Consider the following 19,010-nt stretch of genomic DNA (forward strand, 5'->3'; position numbering starts at 1 on the left):
TCCTTCGCTGGCGCGACCGGTGTGTCGGAGCGCTCATCTGCGGATCAGGCGGCGCCGGGCCGGTGCCGGCGCACGGTTTCCTCGACGAGGTCGAGCACCGGCCCCAGCCCGGCGGCGGGCAGGCCCATGGCCAGGTGCGAGACGAGTCCTTCGAGGACCAGTTCGAGGAAGGCGGTGAGGACGTCGACGTCGACGTCGTCCCGCAGGTTCCCGGCTTCCCGCTGCCGCAGCAGGCGCAGCCGGGTGGCGGTGGTGAGCTGCTCGGACCGTTCGGCCCACCGGGCCCGGAACTCGGGATCGGTGCGCAGCCTGCGGGAAACTTCCAGGCGCGTCCCGAGCCAGTCGGCGGGGTGGTCACCACCGGCGAGCAGGTCCCGCATGACCTGCACGAGACCCTGTTCGGCGACGACGTCGGCCATCCGGAGCGCATCGTCCTCGGCGAGGGCGAGGAAGAGCGACTCCTTGTCGCGGAAGTGGTGGAAGATGGCCCCCCGCGAGAGGCCGGTGGCTTCCTCCAGCCGCCGGACTGTGGCACCTTCATAGCCGTAGCGCGCGAAGCAGACGCGCGAGCCGTCGAGGATCTGGCGCCGGCGTGCGTCGAGGTGATCCTGGCTTACGCGTGGCATCCTGAAATCCTGGCACCGCGGACCGGGATCTCGCAATCCGTACGTACGTACTGTGACCCGGAGTGTGCGGGAACCGAGCCGATGGCCCCACCGTCTGAACGTTGCGGCGATTCGCTGACACGAAGTGAGACGGTTGGCTAAGGTTTGCCCCATCACGGTGGGTGAGCTGAGGGGAAGGTGCGGTCGTGATCATCGGTGAGGCCGGGCAGGCGGCGCAGGCGCTGTGGGGCGACGTCTTCGACACTCCGGGCCGCGTCTACGGCGGCGGCAAGGGTGGCCAGTTCCAGATGGACCCCGAGGAGCTTTCCGCGGTGATCGGCCAGTGGGAAGACCTGCTCGACAAGATCTCCGAGGACGGGGACAAGATCCGGAGCCTGATCTACACCCCCAAGCTGGCGCCGGGCGAAGATGCCGCCAGCGGAAGCTTCGCCTCGACCAGTGGCGACTCGATCGCCGCGTTACAGCGCCAGAACGATTCCATGCGCAAGTACGCGCAGGAGTACATCAAGAAGCTCAAAGAAGCGCAGACGAAGACCGTGGCCACCGACCAGGGCATGTCGGACACCTTCAAGGCATAGGCGAACAATCCGTGCGAAGCAAAATCTGCGTTCTCGCTGTGTCCCTGATCGTTTCGGCGGGACTCGCCACCGCTTGTACCTCGCAGACCGAGGGCGCCGCGTCTCCCGCGCCGAACGCCTCGGCCTCGACGGGCGCGTCGCCGGCGGATCCGGAGGTCCCCAAGGTGACCCAGCCGCCGCTCGACGCCGGGAAGTACGCAGCGGACACCTGCGGGCTTCTTCCCCGAGACCTGCTCGCGTCCATGAAGTACACCGACGCCGGTGAATACCACCCCAAGGGCAACACACCGTTGACTGCCGCCGGACCATCCTGCTCCTGGAAGATCAAGGGCGAAGGCATCGGCCTCCAGGTAATCCTCGGCACCGGAAACCGCGACCTGGGGGCAGGCGGGCTGGCCGGCACCTATGCCGCTTACCGGTTGAAGAAGTTCGTCAAGTTCCTGGAACCTGCTCCGGCCGTCGAGGGGTATCCGGCCGTTTACGCCGACATCCAGGACGAGCGGCCGATGGGTACCTGCGCGATGGTAGTCGGTATCGCGGATGACCTTTCCTTCAGCATCCAGGCCCAGGGGTACCAGGGGCAGGACGACTCGTGCGCGGCGGCGTCCCAGGCGGCCGCCGGTGTGGTCAAGACACTCAAGGGGGCATGACGAGTGGACGGCAAGCAGATCTACGACAACTTCAGGCAAGGCGACACGACCGGTCTGAACCAGATGGCCGAGACGGTTCAGCAGCTGTCGGATGCCTACATGGAGCGAGGCGCGAGCATCAAGGCGCTCCAAACACGCATGGTGAACTCGTGGACCGGCGACGCCGCCGATGCGGCGAACGCCGGGGCAGGCCCGCTCGAGCAGGCCTTCCGGGACACGGCTATGCCGCTCGACATCACCAAGGCCTCCGTCGACACCCAGGCTGCGTCCTTCACCGACTCCAGCAACTCCGTCGTCCAGGTGCCGCCCAAGCCGGACAAGCCGAACCCCTGGACAACCGGCTTGAAGGCCGCCATCCCGATCGCCGGGCCGTTCATGGCCAAGGACGACATCGACAACTACCAAGAAGGTATGGCGCGGTACAACGCGGCGAACGAAACCAACGTTCGGGTCATGGACCAGTACAGCAACGTCACCAGCGGCACGAGGGCGGCCATTCCCACGGAATACGGCGTCCTCGAGTCCGACGGCGCCGCCATCTCCGTGAACACCCCGGACGGCCCCGGCAAGATCAACCAACCGACGGACCGGAGCAAGTGGCTGCCGGAGCACCCCGGCGGTGATCCCGGCAGCGACGACCACACCTCGACCACCAGCGTCGACACGACGCACACCGGCGGCGGAGACAAGCCCGGCGGGACCAGCGGCACCGGAGGAACGGGCGGCACCGGAGGAACGGGCGGCACCGGCGGGACTGGCGGCACCGGGGGAACAGGCGGCACCGGCGGGACCGGCGGCGACGACACCCACACGACCGGCTCCGGCCGCCCGACCGTGCCCACCGTGCCGACCCGGCCCGGGCAGACCACCGACCAGCCCGGCAAGACGCCGCCGAACATCGGTGGGGTCGACTTCTATCCCACCAACTCCGGCGGCGGCCCGAACTACGGCCAGAACTCCCTCAACCCCAACGACCCCTACTCCGGCACCGGCGGACGCGGCCCGAACAGCGGCAACGCCGGCGGCCGCCTCCTCGACCCGACGGGCCGAGGCGGAACCGGGACGGGCACCGGCGGCGGCAGCGGCGCCGGAGCGGGCAGTGGCAGCGGAGCCGCAGGTGAACGCGGGATCGGCGGTGGCCGCGGCTCCGGCATGGGCAGCCTCGGCAACGCCGCCGCCGCGGAGGCCGCGGCCGCAAGGGCGGCGGGTTCGCGCGGCGGGCAGATGGGGCCGATGGGTCCTGGTGGCCGTCACGGTGAAGGCGATGAAGACGACGAACACCAGCGGCCGGACTACCTGATCGAAGCGGACCCGGACGCGATCTTCGGCACCGACCAGCGGACCAGCCCGCCGGTCATCGGCGAGTAGGCGGGTGGACGTGGCAACAGGCCGGGTGGACGTTCCGGTCGAGGCACTGGCCGCGCTGGCCGAACGCGAGCAGGTCGGCCAGCTCCACCTCACCCTGCGTCCCGAGCCGCTGTGGCTCTCGGACGCCGAGCGGGAAGAGGCCGGCAAGCGGGTCGACGCCGCGCTTGCCGACGCCGGGCTGGTCGATGCCCGCGGCCGGGTCACCGTCGACTTCCTCGACTGGCTTCCGCTGCTGGTCAGCCCGGCGCGGGAGTGCTACGGCTGGGTCGGCACCGGCGGGCAGACCTACGGCGTGCTCGCCGCCGCCAAGGGGCTGCAGGCCGTCCTCGCCGTCTCCGACGGGACGCACGTCGGGGTGCAGGAAATCGACCGGAACCGGCTCGCCGAGGCCCTCGTCGAGCAGCTGCCGCCGGTCGGGGCCGGTGGTGGGCGGCCGCGCACCGTCCGGGTGGCCGACCTGACCGAGGCGGCCCGTCGCGGACAGGCCGCCTATCCGCTGGACCCGGCCGTCGCCGACGTCGTCAGCCTCGTGCAGCGGCCCGTCTCGGGCAGCGGGGAGCTCTACGTCGGCCGTCGCGACGACGTCGGCCGGCACACCTGCCTGCAGCAGCCACTGCACTACGCCGACACCGACTGGGGCCGCTACCTCAGCTACACCGCCGGCTCGGGCGACGACGCCGTCATCCACATCGGGCCGGCGGGCCCGCAGGAACTGGCCGACACGCTCACCGAGCTGGCCGGCACGCTGAGCTGAACGAAAAGACCGTGCGCGCGGGCAGTCCGCGGGACTAATGTGACAGCGCTGTTGTATCTCCCGGCGGAAGGACGCGCTGATGCTGTACCCCGAGATCGAGCCCTACGAGCACGGCCTGCTCGACGTCGGCGACGGGCACGAAATCTACTGGGAGACCTGCGGGAACCCGGACGGGAAGCCCGCACTCGTCGTGCTTCGCGCGGCTCGTCACGCACTACTTCAGCAACCGCGCGTTCCTCGAGGACGGCGAAATCCTGCGTCAGGCCGGCAAGCTCGCGGGCATCCCCGCGGTGCTGGCCCAGGGCGTGCTCGACACGAACAACCTCGTCGGCACGCCCTGGCTGCTGCACCACGCCTGGCCGGGCAGCGAACTGGTGCTGCTGGACGACGTCGGGCACACGGTGTCGGCCGCGTCGATGCAGGAGGTCCTGATCGGCGCGACCGACCGCTTCGCGCTCAGGGGATGAGCAGCGCCGGCTCGCTTTCCGGGGCGAGCGCGCCGGCGCGGTTGGTCTCGGCGAGCCGGAGCCCGGTCAGGCGCAGCGGCAACCGGTCCATGTTCCACTCCGCCAGCAGCAGGGCGATCTTCGCCTGCATTTCCGTGCGCAGCCGCAGGAACGAGTCGGCCGGGTCCGCGCCGACCTCGCCCAGCAGCAGCCACCACGCCCAGGCCGCCGCGCCCGCGTTGGCGACGAAGTCCGGCACCACCGCGACGCCGCGGGCCGACAGCGCGGCCTCCGCTTCCGGCGTCGTCGCCGCGTTGGCCGCTTCGACGACCACCTTGGCCTTCACGACGCTCTCGTTGTCCGGCCGCAGCGCGTAGGAGATCGCGGCCGGCACGAAGATGTCGGCGTCGATGCCGACGATCGTCTCGCGCGGCAGCGAACGGACACCGGCGGGCAGCCGGGACCGGTCCACCTCGCCGAAGCGGTCGCGCAGCTCCAGCAGCGCCGGGACGTCGAGGCCGGTGGGGTCGTAGAGCGTCCCCGCGGCGTCGGCCACCGCGACCACCTTCACCCCGGCTTCGTGCAGGTACCAGGCCGCCCCGCCGCCCATGGTGCCGATGCCCTGGATGGCCACCGTCGTTTCGCGCACGTTCCAGTCCCACGCCGCCGCGACGCCCAGGCACGCCTGCGCCACGCCGTAGCCGCCGACGACGTCGCCGAGCAGCAACCCGCCGGGGACCGGTGCGTTGAGGCCCGCCTGCACCCGGCGCAGGGTCCGCGCCGGATCGGCCGAACGGCGGATCGCCGCGTGGTACGACTGCTCCAGCCCCAGCTCGGCGAACACCGAGTCGATCAGGTGCTGGGGCACGCCCAGGTCCTCGGCCGTCACCCAGTGCGCGTCCAGCCACGGCCGCAGGAACGCGCAGAAGCGCTTCAGCACGTCGAACGCGCGCGGGTCCTTCGGGTCGAAGTCGATGCCGCCCTTGGCCCCGCCGACCGGCAGGTTGAAGGTCGCGGTCTTGTTGGCCATGCCCCGGGCGAGGTCCTCGACCTCGGTCATCGTGCAGCCGGCCCGCATCCGGGTGCCGCCGGTGGCGACGCCGGAGACCAGGCTGTGCACGACCAGGTAGCCGGGCGCACCGGTCACGGGATCGGTCCACGTGAGCCGCATCAGCGGCTGGACGGGGGTCATCGGGCCACTCACCTCCAGGCAAGTCCGGGGCGGCCTGGTGACCGCCACCCCGAGCGTGCGCCCCGGGTGGCCCGCCCGTCCATTTAACGCTGCTGCACGATCTCGTTTAAGTTTTGTGTATGGAGCTTTCGCTGCACCGCTTGCGGATGCTGCGCGAGCTGCACCGCCGGGGCACCGTGACCGCGGCGGCCGCCGCGCTGCACTACACCGCTTCGGCGGTGTCGCAGCAGCTCGCGCAGCTCGAGCGGGACGTGGGCGCGAAGCTGTTCGAACGGCTCGGCCGGCGCGTCCAGCTGACCGAGCTGGGCACCTTGCTCACCGAGCACGCCGAAGAGATCCTCGGCTCGGTGGAGCGCGCGACCCTCGCGCTGGAGGAGGCCCAGGAAGCCCGCAAGGTCCGGCTGACCGCCGGGGTGTGGGCGTCGGTGGCCTCCGGGCTGCTGCCGACGGCGCTGACCGCACTGGCCGGCACGCATCCCGGCATCGAGGTGCGCACCCGCGAGCTGGCCCCGGAGGACACCGCCGACGCGGTCCGCGACGGCACGCTCGACCTGTCGTTCGTGATCGAGTACTCCGACGCGCCGACGACGTGGGACGCCGGGCTGGAACGCGCGGTCGTCGCCGTGGAGCGGCTGCACGCGGCGGTGCCGCGGGGCGCCGTGCCGTCGGGGGCGGCGGCGCTGGACGACCTCGCCGAGCACCCGTGGATCCTGGCCGGCGCAAAGTCGCACTTCGGCCGGGCGATGCGCACCGCCTGCCGGCGCCACGGCTTCGCGCCGAAGATCAACCACGAGGTCGAAGAGCAGTCGACGGCGATGGCGATGGTGGGCGCCGGGCTGGGCGTCACCCTCGTGTCCGACCTCGGCCTGCGCCTGCTGCGGCCGCCCGGGATCGACGTCGTCACGCTCACCACGCCGCTGCTGCGGACGGTGTCGATCGCCTACCGGCGCACGGCGTTCCGGCGCCCCGCGCTGCACCTCGTGATCGACGCCGTGCGGGCTTCCGCGGCCGAACTCGGACTCGGCACCGAACCGGCTTTGCCCTGATCAGGCACTTCTTACGGAGTGGTGACCGCCTCCCGGTGCGCAGGATCCACCCTGAATTTGTCGTACCCCGCGTGTAGCGTCCGAAGGCGAGAAGTTCCCCACACGGAACAGGAACGACACATGCAAGCGGTGCACGATTTTCCCGAAAAGTCGGGTAGTGCGTCGAACCGCACCGCGCGGGTCCTGGCGGACCGCGCGGCCGGCGAGGCGTACGTCGCATCGGTGTGTTTCAAGCACGGGCCACCCCGCCTGACCGGCGTGGAGCTGGAGTTCACCGTGCACCATGCCGACGACCCGGCCAGACCCCTCGATCCCGACGTCCTCGCCACGGCGCTGGGTCCGCACACCCCGCGGACGCTCCGCCCCGACAGCCCCGTCGCCCCGCTCCCGGCCGGCTCACCCGTGAGCCTCGAACCGGGGTGCCAGGTCGAGATCTCCGCCCTTCCCCAGGCCTCGCTGCGTGAGGTCGACGCAGTCGTCACGGCCGACCTCCACCACCTGCGTGACCGCCTCGCCCGGTACAGCCTCGTGCTGGGCGAATCGGGCATCGACGCGCACCGCGCGCCGCGGCGGCTCCTGGACACCCCGCGGTACGCGGCCATGGAGCGCCGGTTCGCGCCGATCGGTCCCGGCGGTCTCACGATGATGTGCAGCACCGCCGGCCTGCAGGTCTGCCTCGACGCGGGGGAGCCCGAGCACTACGCCGCGCGGTGGGCGGCCGCGCACGCGATGGGCCCGCCGCTGCTCGCCCTCTTCGCCAATTCCCGCGTCCACGCCGGGCGCGACACCGGGCACGCCTCCGCCCGCTGGCTGGCGGTGCACGACACGGAAGCGGTGCGCACGCGCACGGCCGCCGTGGCGGGCGACGACCCCGCCGGAGCGTGGGCCGCGCGCCTGATGGACGTCCCCCTGATGGTGCTGCCGCGCGGCGAGCGGCCGTGGGACGCGCCGGAGGGGCTGACGTTCGCCGACTGGATCGACGGCCGGGGCGCGGGCGCCCTGCTGCCGAGGCCGACGGTGGCGGACCTGGACTACCACCTCACGACCATGTTCACGCCGGTCCGCCCGCAGGGGTACCTGGAGATCCGGTACCTCGACGCGCAACGGCCGGACGAGTGGCTGGCACCGGTGGCGCTGGTGTCCGCGCTGCTCGCCCGGCCGGCCACCGTCGACAAGGTGCGCGAGGTCTGCGCGCCGGTCGCGGACCGGTGGACCACGGCGGCGCGGCGCGGCCTGGCCGACCCGGCGCTGGCGGCCGTCGCGGCGGCCCTGGCCGACCTCGGCTGCGCCGAGCTGGCGGAGACCGGGCTGGCGGAGGAGTCGATCACCGAGATCAGCGAGAGCGTGCAGGGGCGCGCGTACCGATCGAGGAGCGAAGCATGAGCACAGAGGCACGGGGTGAACTGAGCGAGCAGGACCTGCGCGCCCGTGCGGCGGAGGCGCTGACGCGGGCCCGGGCGCGCAGCGTCGCGCTGACCGACGCGGTCGACGACGAAGACCTGGTCCGCCAGCACTCCAAGCTGATGTCGCCGCTGGTCTGGGACCTGGCGCACATCGGCGTCCAAGAGGAGTTGTGGCTGGTCCGCGACGTCGGCGGCCGGGAACCGCTGCGGCCGGACATCGACGACATCTACGACGCGTTCCAGCACGCCCGCGCCGACCGGCCGGAGCTGCCGCTGCTCGGGCCGGCCGAGGCGCGCGCGTACGTCAAGCAGGTCCGCGAGAAGGCCTTCGACGTGCTGGAGCGGGCGCCGATGACGGGCCGGCGGCTGACCGAGCAGGCGTTCGCCTTCGGGATGATCACCCAGCACGAGCAGCAGCACGACGAGACCATGCTGGCCACCCACCAGCTGCGCCGGGGCGATCCGGTGCTGCACGCGCCGGAGCCGCCGCCCGCGCGGTCGGGCCCCCTGCCGGCCGAGGTCCTGGTGCCGGGCGGCGCGTTCACGATGGGCACGTCGGCCGAGCCGTGGGCGCTGGACAACGAACGCCCGGCGCACGAGATCGCCGTCGACGCGTTCTGGATGGACACCGTCCCCGTGACGGGCGGCGCTTACGCCCGGTTCCTCGACGGCGGCGGCTACGACGACGAGCGCTGGTGGAGCCCGGCCGGCTGGGCCTACCGGACGGAGAACTCGATCACCGCGCCGCGGTTCTGGAAGCGGGAGCAGGACGGCTGGTGGCGGACCCGGTTCGGCGGCTACGAGCGGGTGCCCGCGGACGAACCGGTCGTGCACGTCTCCTACTACGAAGCCGAGGCGTACGCGGCCTGGGCCGGGCGGCGGCTGCCGACCGAGGCGGAGTGGGAGAAGGCGGCGCGGTTCGACCCGGCCACCGGCCGGTCGCGCCGGTTCCCCTGGGGTGACGGGGAACCGTCCGCCGAGCACGCCAACCTCGGCCAGCGGCACCTGCGCCCGGCGCCGGCGGGGGCGTACCCGGCCGGCGCGTCGCCGACCGGCGTGCACCAGCTGATCGGCGACGTCTGGGAGTGGACGAGCACCGACTTCCACGGCTACCCGGGTTTCGCGCCCTTCCCGTACCGGGAGTACTCGGAGGTGTTCTTCGGCCCCGAGCACAAGGTGCTGCGCGGCGGGTCGTTCGGCACCGACTCCGCGGCGATCCGGGGGACGTTCCGCAACTGGGACTACCCGATCCGGCGGCAGATCTTCGCCGGCTTCCGCACCGCCCGTGACGCGGCCCCCGGCGAGGTGGGGTAGGCGCATGTGCCGCCACATCGGCTACCTCGGCGAGCCGCTTTCGCCCGCCGAGGTGCTCTTCCGTGCCCCGCATTCCCTGCTGGTGCAGTCGTACGCGCCGGCGGACATGCGCGGCGGCGGCTCGGTGAACGCCGACGGGTTCGGGCTGGGCTGGTACCCCGGCCCGGGCTCGCCGCCGCTGCGCCACCGGCGTTCGACTCCACTGTGGACGGACGAGACGCTGCCGCCGCTGGCCGCGGCGGTGACTTCGGGCGCGTTCGTCGCCGCGGTCCGCAACGGCACCACCGGCCTGCCGGTGACCGAGGCGGCCGCGGCGCCGTTCACCGCCGGGCGCCGGCTGTTCAGCCACAACGGCGTCGTCCGCGGCTACCCGGGGTCGCTGGCCGAACTGGCCAGGACCCTGCCGGTCACCGAACTGCTGACGCTGGAGGCGCCGACGGACTCGGTGGTGCTCTGGGCCCTGCTGCGGGCCCGGCTGGCCACGGGGGAGGACCCGCTGACGGCGGTGGCGGCGCTGACCGCCGCCGTCGAGGCGGCCGCCCCCGGTTCCCGGCTCAACTTCCTGCTCACCGACGGCGAAACACTGATCGGCACCACCTGGACGCACGCGCTGTCCGTGCTGGAGACCCCGGCCGGCGTGCTGCTGGCGTCCGAACCCCTCGACGGCGACCCGCGCTGGCGGCCCGTCCCCGACCACCACGCCGTGCGCGCCCGGCGCGGACAGCCCGTCGACCTGCTTCCCCTGACCCAGGAGCTGTCATGACCGAAGTCGATCTCGACCACCACCGCTCCGGCGACGCCGTCACCGCGGAACTGCGCGCCGACGTCGTCGCCGGGCTCACCGCGGCGCAGAAGTGGCTGCCGCCCAAGTGGTTCTACGACGCCGACGGCAGCGAGCTGTTCGAGAAGATCACCCAGCTGCCGGAGTACTACCCGACCCGCAGCGAGCGCGAGGTGCTGGCCGCGCACGCCGCCGACGTCGCCGAGCTGACCGATGCGCACACGCTCGTCGAACTCGGCTCGGGGTCGAGCGAGAAGACCCGGCTGCTGCTCGACGCGCTGACCGCGCACGGCACCCTGGAGGCGTTCGTCCCGCTCGACGTGTCCGAATCCGCGCTGGCCGAGGCCGCCGAAGCGATCTCGAAGGACTACCCGGGACTGACCGTCCGCGGGGTCGTCGGCGACTTCACCCAGCACCTGGCCCTGCTGCCCGGCGGCCAGCCGCGGGTGGTGGCCTTCCTCGGCGGCACGATCGGCAACTTCCTGCCCGCCGAGCGCGCGGCCTTCCTCCGCTCGGTCCGGGAGGTCCTGGACGAGGGGGAGTGGCTGCTGCTCGGCACCGACCTGGTCAAGGACGCCGGGATCCTCGAGCGCGCCTACGACGACGCGGCCGGGGTGACGGCGGAATTCGACAAGAACGTGCTGCGGGTGATCAACGCCCGCCTCGGCGCGAACTTCGACCCCGACGAGTTCGACCACGTCGCGCACTGGGACGCGGAAAACGAGTGGATCGAAATGCGCCTGCGGGCCCGCCGGGAGCTGACCGTCGAGATCCCGGGCGCGGACCGCACGGTGACCTTCGCCGCCGGCGAGCACATCCGGACGGAGATCTCGGCCAAGTTCCGCCCGAGCGGCGTCGAGGCCGAGCTGGCCGCGGCCGGGTTCGCGCTGGAGCACTGGTGGACCGACTCCCAGCAGCGGTTCGGGGTGAGCCTGGCAAGATCCGTGCGTGGCTAATCCTCTCCGGGCCCTCGCCCGGGCCGCCGGCACGAGACCGTGGCTGATGCGCACGGCCCGCTTCGTCGTGTGGGCGGACAAGAAACTGCACAAGGCGTTCGGCGGCCGGGTGAGCCTCGTGGCGCTCGCCGGGCTGCCGTCGCTGCGCCTCACCACCACCGGCCGCAAGAGCGGGCTGTCCCGCAGCACCAACCTGCTCTACTACCCGCGCGGCGCCGACTTCGTGCTGACGGCGTCCAACTGGGGCCGTCCGCACGATCCGGCGTGGGCGCTCAACCTGCGGGCGCACCCCCGCTGCGAGGTCGCGCTGGCGGGAAGGCCGGTCGACGTCCTCGCGCGGGAGCTGCACGGCGAGGAGTACGAGCGGATGTGGGGTGAGCTGCTCGCGTTCTGGCCGGGGTATGCGATGGAGCAGCGCGAGGCCGCCCGGCCGTTGCCGGTGTTCGTCCTCACGCGGGTGGCCGGATAAGTCCCGACCATCCGTTCGGCCGGTGCCGGGATTCACCGGTTTGTGCCAGTCTCCCCGGGTAAGGCGCCGTGACGGCGTGATCTCGCGGCGTAGTGCCTCACCTAGGGAGGAACTGTCTTGCCGAGATCCATACAGAGCCGGGTGCGGTCGTTCGCACTGGCGGGGGCGCTCGTGGCCGGCGTGGGGCTGGCCGGGCCGGCCGGGACCGCCGCCGCGACCGAAGACTCGGCGGTCAAGCCCGCCGTCGTCGGCGTGACCCCGGCCGTCGCCTGGGGGACCTGCTCGAGCGACACCCTCGCCGGCGTGCCCGCGGACCAGGTCCGGTTCTACAGCTGCGCGCGCTACCGCGTCCCGATCGACCACGACAACGCATCGCTGGGCACCATCGACATCGCCTTGCTCAAACGGGCCGCCCGCACACCGGGCACCCGCGTCGGCTCGCTGTTCCTCAACCCCGGCGGCCCCGGCGGTCCCGGCCTGACGATGCCGATCTCCGGGCAGTACTACTTCCGGCCGCAGGTCCTCGACCGCTTCGACCTCATCGGCTTCGACCCGCGCGGGGTCGGCGCGAGCAACCCGCTGCGCTGCTTCACCACGCAGGAGGACGCGGACGAGGTGTTCGGCGCCCAGGTCGGCGTGCCGATCTCGCGCGCCGAGATCTCGGGCACCCTCGCCAGTTACCGCGACTACGGCCGGTTCTGCAAGAACAACGCCGGTGCGCTGCTCAACCACATGTCCACCAAGGACGTCGTGCGTGACCTCGACACCCTGCGCGCGGCGGTCGGCGACCGGAAGCTGAACTACGTCGGCTTCTCGTACGGGACGTTGATCGGCTCGACGTACGCGGCGATGTTCCCCAAGCAGTCGCGGGCGATCGTGATCGACGGCAACGTCGACCCGGCGCTGCGCACCAGCGACGGCGTCGAGTACGACCGGGAACGCGCCCAGGGCTTCGAGATCGCGCTGGACGGGTTCCTCAAGCGCTGTGACCAGGCGGGCCCGAAGTGCGCCTTCAGCGACGGCGACCCGCGGGCGAAGTTCGACGAGCTGCGGGAGTACCTGCGCAAGCAGCCGATCACCCTCCCGGGCGCCGACCCGCTCGACATCAGCATGTTCACCGGCACCGTGGGCGGCATCCTCTACAGCCCGGGTGCGTTCGCCGGCCTGGCCGAATGGCTGCAGACGTACTACACCGCGATCCACCCGGCCGCGCAGGCGCAGTCGCTGCAGGCCCGGCCGCTGAAGTCGCTCGCCATCGGGCACCGGGGCCGGGCCGACCTGAAGCCGGACAGCCCGTACGCCGGCGACGACTCGTACTTCGCCGTCAACTGCTCGGACAAGCCGTTCCGGATCAGGCAGGAGCAGGTGCCGGAGATCGCCGCGAAGTGGGAGCGCGAGTCGCGGACCTTCGGCCGGTCGCAGGCGTTCTCGGACACGGCGGCCTGCCCGGTGTGGCCGGCGAAGAAGCCGGACGCCTACCGCGGGCCGTGGCGGGCCAAGACCGACGTCCCGGTGATCGTGGTCGGCAACTACTACGACCCGGCGACGCAGTACCAGTTCGCCCAGCGGATGGCGGCCGAGCTCGGCAACAGCCGGCTGCTGTCGGTCGACGCGTTCGGCCACTGCATCCTGGGTGACGCCCTCGGCGTCGACCAGGCCGTGGCGGACTACCTGACCGACCTGAAGGTGCCGGCGAGCGGGCAGGTGTTCCAGCCGAACGTCCAGCCCTTCTGAGTCGCTTGGCAGCAAGGAAAACGGGCCGGGGTGACTCTGTCGCCCCGGCCCGTGCTACGTCCTCAGCAGCCGGTCCAGCACGTCCCCGGCCGCGGCCTCGGCTTCGGCGGCCGCGCTCTCGTGGTCGTCCGCCCGGGCGACCAGCAACGCGATCTCGTTCATGCCGGCGAGCAGGACGTGCGCGAAGAGGTCCACGCGCCCGGCGGGGATCCGGCCGTCGCGCCGCAGCGCCGCCTTGATCCGGCCGAGGGTGCGCACCTCGTCGAGCTCCCGCCAGCGCTGCCACCCCAGTACCGCCGGCGCGTCGATGAGCATCACCTGCCGCACCACCGGGTCCCGGGTGCTCCGGATCCACGCGAGACACGCGGCGCGCAGCGCTTCGACCGGGTCGGTCAGGCCCTCGACGGCTCGCGCCCCGTCCGCGCCGACCCGGTCGTAGACGGTGTCCAGGACGGCCGCGAACAGCGCGTCCTTGCCGGGGAAGTGGTGGTAGAGCGCGCCGCGGCTCACGTCGGCGGCCCGCAGGACGGCCTCGATCGACGTGCCGTCGTAGCCGTGCTCGGTGAACAGCCCGGTCGCGATGGCGACGAGGTGCTCGCGGGTCGCCTGACCCCGGTCGATCTTCTTGTTCATGCGGGTCGGCAGCCTCCGTCGTTGACAAACCGACTGTCGGTCTGTTGATACTAGACCGTCAGTCGGTTTACTTCTGGAGGGACCTTAGACCATGGACTTGCGAACCTGGGAGGACCAGCGCGGACGCGTGTCGGCGGCGTCCGGCGACGTGAGCTACGTCGACATCGGCGAAGGGCCGGTCGCGCTCTTCGTGCACGGCGTGGGAACGAACAACCTGTTGTGGCGCAAGGTGATGGCCGAGCTGGCGGGGGAGCGGCGGTGCGTCGCGCCCGACCTGCCGGGGCACGGCGCTTCACCGGTGACGCCCGAGCAGGACCTCAGTTTGAACGGGCTGGCGCGGCTGCTCGAAGACTTCTGCGAGTCGCTGGAACTCGGCGCGGTCGACCTGGTCGCCAACGACACCGGCGGCGCGGTCGCGCAGGTCTTCGCCGCGCTCCACCCCGACCGGGTCCGGACGCTCACCCTGACCAACTGCGACACGCAGGGGAACCTGCCGCCGGAGTCGTTCCGCCCGGTCGTCGAGCTGGCCGAACGCGGGAAGCTCGCGCCGCTGCTGGTCCGGCTCGCCACGGACCCGGCGCAGGCGCGGACCGGTGCGCTGGGCGGGGGCTACGAACACCCCGGGCAGCTGTCCGATGAGGTCCTGGCCGCGTTCGCCCGGCCGATCGGCGCCACGCTCGACGCGGCGCGGCAGTTCGAGCGCCTGCTGACGTCGGTCCGCGGCGAGGAGCTGGACGCGATCGAGCCGCTGCTCAAGGAGTTCCGCGTGCCGACGCTGCTGGTCTGGGGGACCGGCGATCCGAACTTCGGTGTCGAGTGGGCGTACCGGTTCCGGGACGCGGTCCCCGGCGTCACCGAGGTCGTCGAGGTGCCCGGCGCGAAGCTCTTCTTCCCCGACGAACGGCCCGGGGACCTCGTGCCGCACCTGCGCCGGCACTGGGCGTAGCGCTCATCACAGGCGCCGAGATCAGGAACTGGCGCTACAGTGGGAGAGTTGATCAACCCCGAGCAACGGAAGCGAGGTGAGCGGCACATGCCAGCGGACAGTCTTCGGACGGCCGGGCGCGCGCTCACCGGAGGTTTCCGGCGGGGCTGAGTTCCGGTCGCCCCCTGTCCGGCAGTGCGCGCACGCCGGAAAAGAGCCGGAAATGACCATCTTCGAAATGCTGCTGCGCGTCGGCGCCGGCGTCGGCCTGGGTGCCGTCATCGGGGTCGAGCGCCAGTTCCGCGCCCGGATGGCCGGGTTGCGCACCAACGCCCTCGTCGCGGTCGGCGCGACGCTGTTCGTGCTGCTGTCCGCCCACGGGTTCGGCGGGCTGGCCTCGAGCGGCGACGCCGACCCGACCCGGGTGGCCGCGCAGATCGTCTCGGGCATCGGGTTCCTCGGCGCCGGGGTCATCATGCGCGACGGCCTCAACGTCCGGGGCCTCAACACCGCGGCGACCCTCTGGTGCTCGGCCGCGGTCGGCGCCCTCGCCGGAGCCGGGCTGTACGCGGTCGCGGCGGCCGGGACCGCCGTCGTGGTCGGGGTGAACGTGGTGCTGCGCCCGCTCGGCCGCGTGGTGGACCGCCGTCCCGACGCGGGCGAGGAGACCCCGGCGCGGTACGAGTTCCAGGCGGTGACCCGCGACGAGGCCGAGGCCCACGTGCGGGCCCTGCTGGTGCAGGCGTTGACGCGCACGGACTTCCGGCTGCTGTCGGTGCTGAGCACGGACCGCCCGGAAGACCGCACGGTCGAGGTCCGCGCCGAGCTGATCGGCGACCAGCGCGACGACGCCCAGATGGAAGCGGCGGTGTCGCGGTTGTCGCTGGAGCCGTCGGTGTCGAGTGTCCGCTGGCTGGCCGTGCCCGCTTAGCGGGCGTGGAGGAAATCGCCGAGCAGCTCGTCGAACCGGGCGGGCTGTTCGGCGTTGACCTGCTGGCCGGCGCGCGGTTCTGCGCGGCGAACCGGGCCGTCACCGAGATCGAGAAGCCCCCCACACCGGTCCCGGTACCGAAACCGAAGGCCTCCCCACCTGAACGATGGGGAGGCCTTCGGGGAACGGCTTTCTTACGCCTGCGTCATCTTCCGCAGCACGTACTGCAGGATGCCGCCGTTGCGGTAGTAGTCCGCCTCGCCCGGGGTGTCGATGCGGACGTCCGCGTCGAACTCGACCTTGGTGCCGTCGATTTTGGTCGCCGTGACGTGCACCGTGCGGGGCGTGTCGCCGTCGTTCAGCGCCGTGATGCCCGCGATGTCGAACGTCTCGGTGCCGTCGAGGCCGAGCGACGAGGCCGACTCGCCCGCCGGGAACTGCAGCGGGATGACGCCCATGCCGATCAGGTTGGAGCGGTGGATGCGCTCGAACGACTCGGTGATCACCGCGCGGACGCCCAGCAGCGAGGTGCCCTTGGCCGCCCAGTCACGCGACGAACCCGAGCCGTACTCCTTGCCGCCCAGCACGACCAGCGGGGTGCCCGCCGCCGCGTAGTTCTGCGCCGCGTCGTAGATGAACGCCTGCGGGGCGCCCTCGACGGTGAAGTCGCGGGTGTAGCCGCCCTGCACGTCGTCCAGGAGTTGGTTGCGCAGCCGGATGTTCGCGAACGTGCCGCGGATCATCACCTCGTGGTTGCCGCGCCGGGAACCGTAGGAGTTGAAGTCCTTCTTCTCCACGCCGTGCTCGGTCAGGTACTGCGCGGCCGGGGTACCCGGCTTGATCGCGCCGGCGGGGGAGATGTGGTCGGTGGTGACCGAGTCGCCCAGCTTCGCCAGCACGCGCGCGCCGGTGATGTCGGTGACCGGCGCCGGCTCCGGCGTCATGCCCTCGAAGTACGGGGGCTTCCGCACGTAGGTGGACTCGAGGTCCCACTCGAAGGTCTTGCCCTCCGGGGTGGGCAGCGACTTCCAGCGCTCGCCGCCGTCGAAGACGTCCGCGTAGTCCTTGGTGAACATCTCCTGCGTGATCGCGTGGTCGATGGTCTCCTGGATCTCCTGGGCCGTCGGCCAGATGTCCTTCAGGAAGACGTCGTCGCCGTTCGTGTCCTGGCCGAGCGGCTGGTTCGCGAAGTCGAAGTCCATCGTGCCGGCCAGCGCGTAGGCGATGACCAGCGGCGGCGACGCGAGGTAGTTCATCTTCACGTCGGGGTTGATCCGGCCTTCGAAGTTCCGGTTGCCCGAGAGCACCGAGACCGCGGTGAGGTCGTTCTCCTGGATCGCCGCGGAGATCTCGTCCGAGAGCGGGCCGGAGTTGCCGATGCACGTGGTGCAGCCGTAGCCGACCAGGTGGTAGCCCAGCTTCTCCAGGTACGGCCACAGGTTGGCCTTGGTGTAGTAGTCGGTGACGACCTGCGAGCCCGGCGCCATCGACGTCTTCACCCACGGCTTCACCGCGAGGCCCTTGTCCACGGCGTTGCGCGCGAGCAGCGCGGCGCCGAGCATGACCGACGGGTTCGAGGTGTTGGTGCACGAGGTGATCGAGGCGATCACCACGGCGCCGTGGTCGAGCACGAACTCGCCGCGGTCCGCCGTGGAAACCTTGACCGGCTTGCTCGGGCGGCCCGACGCGCCGTTCGCCGCCGAGCTGGTGACCGGCGGGGCGTCGTCCTCGGCGAACGACAGCGAGGGAGCGTCGCTGGCCGGGAAGGACTCCTCCGCAGCCTCGTCCATCTTGGTGTGCGGGGTGTTGTCTTCGCCGTCCACGTAGTCGTGGATCGACTTGCGGAACGCCGACTTCGCGTCGGACAGCTCGATGCGGTCCTGCGGGCGCTTCGGGCCGGCGATCGACGGGACGACCGTCGACAGGTCCAGCTCGAGGTACTCGGAGTAGGCCGCCTCGCGCGACGGGTCGTGCCAGAGGCCCTGCTCCTTGGCGTAGGCCTCGACCAGCGCGACCTGCTCGGCCGAGCGGCCGGTCAGCTTGAGGTAGCGGACGGTCTCCTCGTCGATCGGGAAGATCGCCGCGGTGGAGCCGAACTCCGGGCTCATGTTGCCGATGGTGGCGCGGTTGGCCAGCGGCACCGCCGCTACGCTCTCGCCGTAGAACTCGACGAACTTGCCGACGACGCCGTGGCGGCGCAGCATCTCGGTGATGGTCAGCACGACGTCGGTGGCGGTGACGCCGGCCGGGATCTCGCCGGTCAGCTTGAAGCCGACGACGCGCGGGATGAGCATCGACACCGGCTGGCCCAGCATGGCCGCCTCGGCCTCGATGCCGCCGACGCCCCAGCCCAGCACGCCGAGGCCGTTGACCATGGTGGTGTGCGAGTCGGTGCCGACGCAGGAGTCGGGGTAGGCCTGGCCGCCCCGCGACATCACCGTGCGGGCGAGGTGCTCGATGTTGACCTGGTGCACGATGCCGGTGCCCGGCGGGACGACCTTGAACTCGTCGAAGGCGCCCTGGCCCCAGCGCAGGAACTGGTAGCGCTCGCGGTTGCGCTCGTACTCGATCTCGACGTTGCGCTCGAAGGCGTCCGGGCGGCCGAAGACGTCGATGATCACCGAGTGGTCGATGACCAGCTCGGCCGGCGCCAGCGGGTTGACCTTGTCGGGGTCGCCGCCCAGGTCGGTGACCGCTTCGCGCATGGTGGCGAGGTCGACGACGCACGGGACGCCGGTGAAGTCCTGCATGATCACGCGGGCCGGCGTGAACTGGATCTCGATCGACGGGTCGGCGTTCGGGTCCCACGAGCCGAGCGCGCGGATGTGGTCGGCGGTGATGTTCGCGCCGTCCTCGGTGCGCAGCAGGTTCTCGAGCAGGATCTTCAGGCTGTAGGGCAGCCGCTCGGCGCCCTCGACCTTGTTGAGGCGGAACACCTCGTACGAGGCGTCGCCGACCTTCAGCGTGTCTTTGGCGCCGAAGCTGTCCTTGCTGGCGGGTGAGGTCACGTCTAACTCCAGTGGCGGGGACGCCGCTCCGTCGCGGCAGAGGAGTCCCGGGTCAGTTCGGTCGGTTCGGTGGGGCGAGTCTTGCGCACCCCCACCGTAGGACCGGATGCGGGATGGCACACCTCGCGGTGGTTCAAACAGTACGCCTGTCCTGTTTAGCGGACAAGACGACACGCGGTGTGGGCTGCGCCATCCG

Annotated in this window: 17 protein-coding genes and 1 pseudogene; 14 read left to right on the forward strand and 4 right to left on the reverse strand. The window is 71.6% G+C overall.

Annotation, left to right across the window (positions count from 1 at the left end; genetic code table 11):
* Positions 1-44: 44 nt before the first annotated feature.
* Entirely contained in the window at positions 45-626 is a 582-nt protein-coding gene (locus C2L58_RS38900) for a TetR/AcrR family transcriptional regulator (RefSeq protein WP_013226802.1), read from the reverse strand.
* Between the two features lie 185 nt (positions 627-811).
* On the opposite strand from C2L58_RS38900, the gene C2L58_RS38905 reads away from it, so the two are divergent.
* The 5 genes and pseudogenes from C2L58_RS38905 to C2L58_RS51610 all read left to right on the forward strand — a co-directional run.
* The gene (locus tag C2L58_RS38905; protein ID WP_103342616.1) at positions 812-1,204 is read left to right on the forward strand and encodes a hypothetical protein; all 393 of its coding nucleotides are present in this window, start codon (positions 812-814) and stop codon (positions 1,202-1,204) included.
* Between the two features lie 38 nt (positions 1,205-1,242).
* Positions 1,243-1,854 carry a DUF3558 domain-containing protein gene (locus C2L58_RS38910; RefSeq protein WP_233226184.1) on the forward strand — a complete coding sequence of 204 codons (612 nt, stop codon included), beginning with the start codon at positions 1,243-1,245 and terminating at the stop codon, positions 1,852-1,854.
* A 3-nt stretch (positions 1,855-1,857) separates the two neighbouring features.
* Positions 1,858-3,222: a hypothetical protein gene (locus C2L58_RS38915; RefSeq protein ID WP_103342617.1), complete on the forward strand. Its 1,365-nt coding sequence runs from the start codon at positions 1,858-1,860 to the stop codon at positions 3,220-3,222.
* Positions 3,223-3,247: 25 nt separating this feature from the next.
* On the forward strand, positions 3,248-3,976 hold the full coding sequence (locus tag C2L58_RS38920; RefSeq protein WP_103342618.1) for an ESX secretion-associated protein EspG: 729 nt from the start codon (positions 3,248-3,250) through the stop codon (positions 3,974-3,976).
* 191 nt (positions 3,977-4,167) lie between these two features.
* Positions 4,168-4,443: pseudogene (locus C2L58_RS51610) on the forward strand (prolyl aminopeptidase); the annotation flags it as partial.
* On the opposite strand, the gene C2L58_RS38930 reads toward C2L58_RS51610, so the two are convergent.
* Positions 4,433-5,614, reverse strand: a complete 1,182-nt coding sequence (locus C2L58_RS38930; RefSeq protein WP_103342619.1) for a Glu/Leu/Phe/Val dehydrogenase dimerization domain-containing protein — start codon at positions 5,612-5,614, stop codon at positions 4,433-4,435. The pseudogene C2L58_RS51610 and the gene C2L58_RS38930 overlap by 11 nt on opposite strands.
* Before the next feature lie 119 nt (positions 5,615-5,733).
* Between C2L58_RS38930 and C2L58_RS38935 the strand changes: the two genes are divergently transcribed.
* The 7 genes from C2L58_RS38935 (at position 5,734) to C2L58_RS38965 (ending at position 13,317) form a co-directional block, all read left to right on the forward strand.
* Complete coding sequence (locus C2L58_RS38935; RefSeq protein WP_103342620.1) at positions 5,734-6,660, forward strand: LysR family transcriptional regulator; 927 nt, start codon at positions 5,734-5,736, stop codon at positions 6,658-6,660.
* 120 nt (positions 6,661-6,780) lie between these two features.
* Positions 6,781-8,043 carry a glutamate-cysteine ligase family protein gene (locus C2L58_RS38940; RefSeq protein ID WP_103342621.1) on the forward strand — a complete coding sequence of 421 codons (1,263 nt, stop codon included), beginning with the start codon at positions 6,781-6,783 and terminating at the stop codon, positions 8,041-8,043.
* Positions 8,040-9,377 carry an ergothioneine biosynthesis protein EgtB gene (egtB, locus tag C2L58_RS38945; RefSeq protein WP_103342622.1) on the forward strand — a complete coding sequence of 446 codons (1,338 nt, stop codon included), beginning with the start codon at positions 8,040-8,042 and terminating at the stop codon, positions 9,375-9,377. The genes C2L58_RS38940 and egtB overlap by 4 nt, the downstream gene beginning before the upstream one ends.
* Before the next feature lie 4 nt (positions 9,378-9,381).
* Positions 9,382-10,140: an ergothioneine biosynthesis protein EgtC gene (gene egtC, locus C2L58_RS38950; protein ID WP_103342623.1), complete on the forward strand. Its 759-nt coding sequence runs from the start codon at positions 9,382-9,384 to the stop codon at positions 10,138-10,140.
* Entirely contained in the window at positions 10,137-11,114 is a 978-nt protein-coding gene (gene egtD, locus C2L58_RS38955) for an L-histidine N(alpha)-methyltransferase (protein WP_103342624.1), read from the forward strand. Before egtC ends, egtD begins: the two co-directional genes overlap by 4 nt.
* Positions 11,115-11,160: 46 nt before the next feature.
* Complete coding sequence (locus C2L58_RS38960; protein WP_103342625.1) at positions 11,161-11,583, forward strand: nitroreductase/quinone reductase family protein; 423 nt, start codon at positions 11,161-11,163, stop codon at positions 11,581-11,583.
* 141 nt (positions 11,584-11,724) lie between these two features.
* The gene (locus tag C2L58_RS38965) at positions 11,725-13,317 is read left to right on the forward strand and encodes an alpha/beta hydrolase (protein ID WP_103342626.1); all 1,593 of its coding nucleotides are present in this window, start codon (positions 11,725-11,727) and stop codon (positions 13,315-13,317) included.
* A 54-nt stretch (positions 13,318-13,371) separates the two neighbouring features.
* Here C2L58_RS38965 and C2L58_RS38970 read toward each other — a convergent pair whose 3' ends face one another.
* On the reverse strand, positions 13,372-13,950 hold the full coding sequence (locus tag C2L58_RS38970) for a TetR/AcrR family transcriptional regulator (RefSeq protein WP_103342627.1): 579 nt from the start codon (positions 13,948-13,950) through the stop codon (positions 13,372-13,374).
* A gap of 91 nt (positions 13,951-14,041) precedes the next feature.
* On the opposite strand from C2L58_RS38970, the gene C2L58_RS38975 reads away from it, so the two are divergent.
* Together C2L58_RS38975 and C2L58_RS38980 are read left to right on the forward strand one after the other, a co-directional pair.
* Positions 14,042-14,896, forward strand: a complete 855-nt coding sequence (locus C2L58_RS38975) for an alpha/beta fold hydrolase (protein WP_103342628.1) — start codon at positions 14,042-14,044, stop codon at positions 14,894-14,896.
* Positions 14,897-15,098: 202 nt separating this feature from the next.
* Positions 15,099-15,806, forward strand: a complete 708-nt coding sequence (locus tag C2L58_RS38980) for an MgtC/SapB family protein (protein WP_103342629.1) — start codon at positions 15,099-15,101, stop codon at positions 15,804-15,806.
* Positions 15,807-16,000: 194 nt separating this feature from the next.
* Here the strand turns inward: C2L58_RS38980 and C2L58_RS38985 are convergent, their stop codons facing one another.
* Positions 16,001-18,814, reverse strand: coding sequence for an aconitate hydratase (locus C2L58_RS38985; protein WP_103342630.1), 2,814 nt, complete (start codon positions 18,812-18,814; stop codon positions 16,001-16,003).
* Positions 18,815-19,010: the final 196 nt, after the last annotated feature.

This window comes from Amycolatopsis sp. CA-126428 (genome assembly GCF_002904335.1).
Taxonomy (GTDB): domain Bacteria; phylum Actinomycetota; class Actinomycetes; order Mycobacteriales; family Pseudonocardiaceae; genus Amycolatopsis.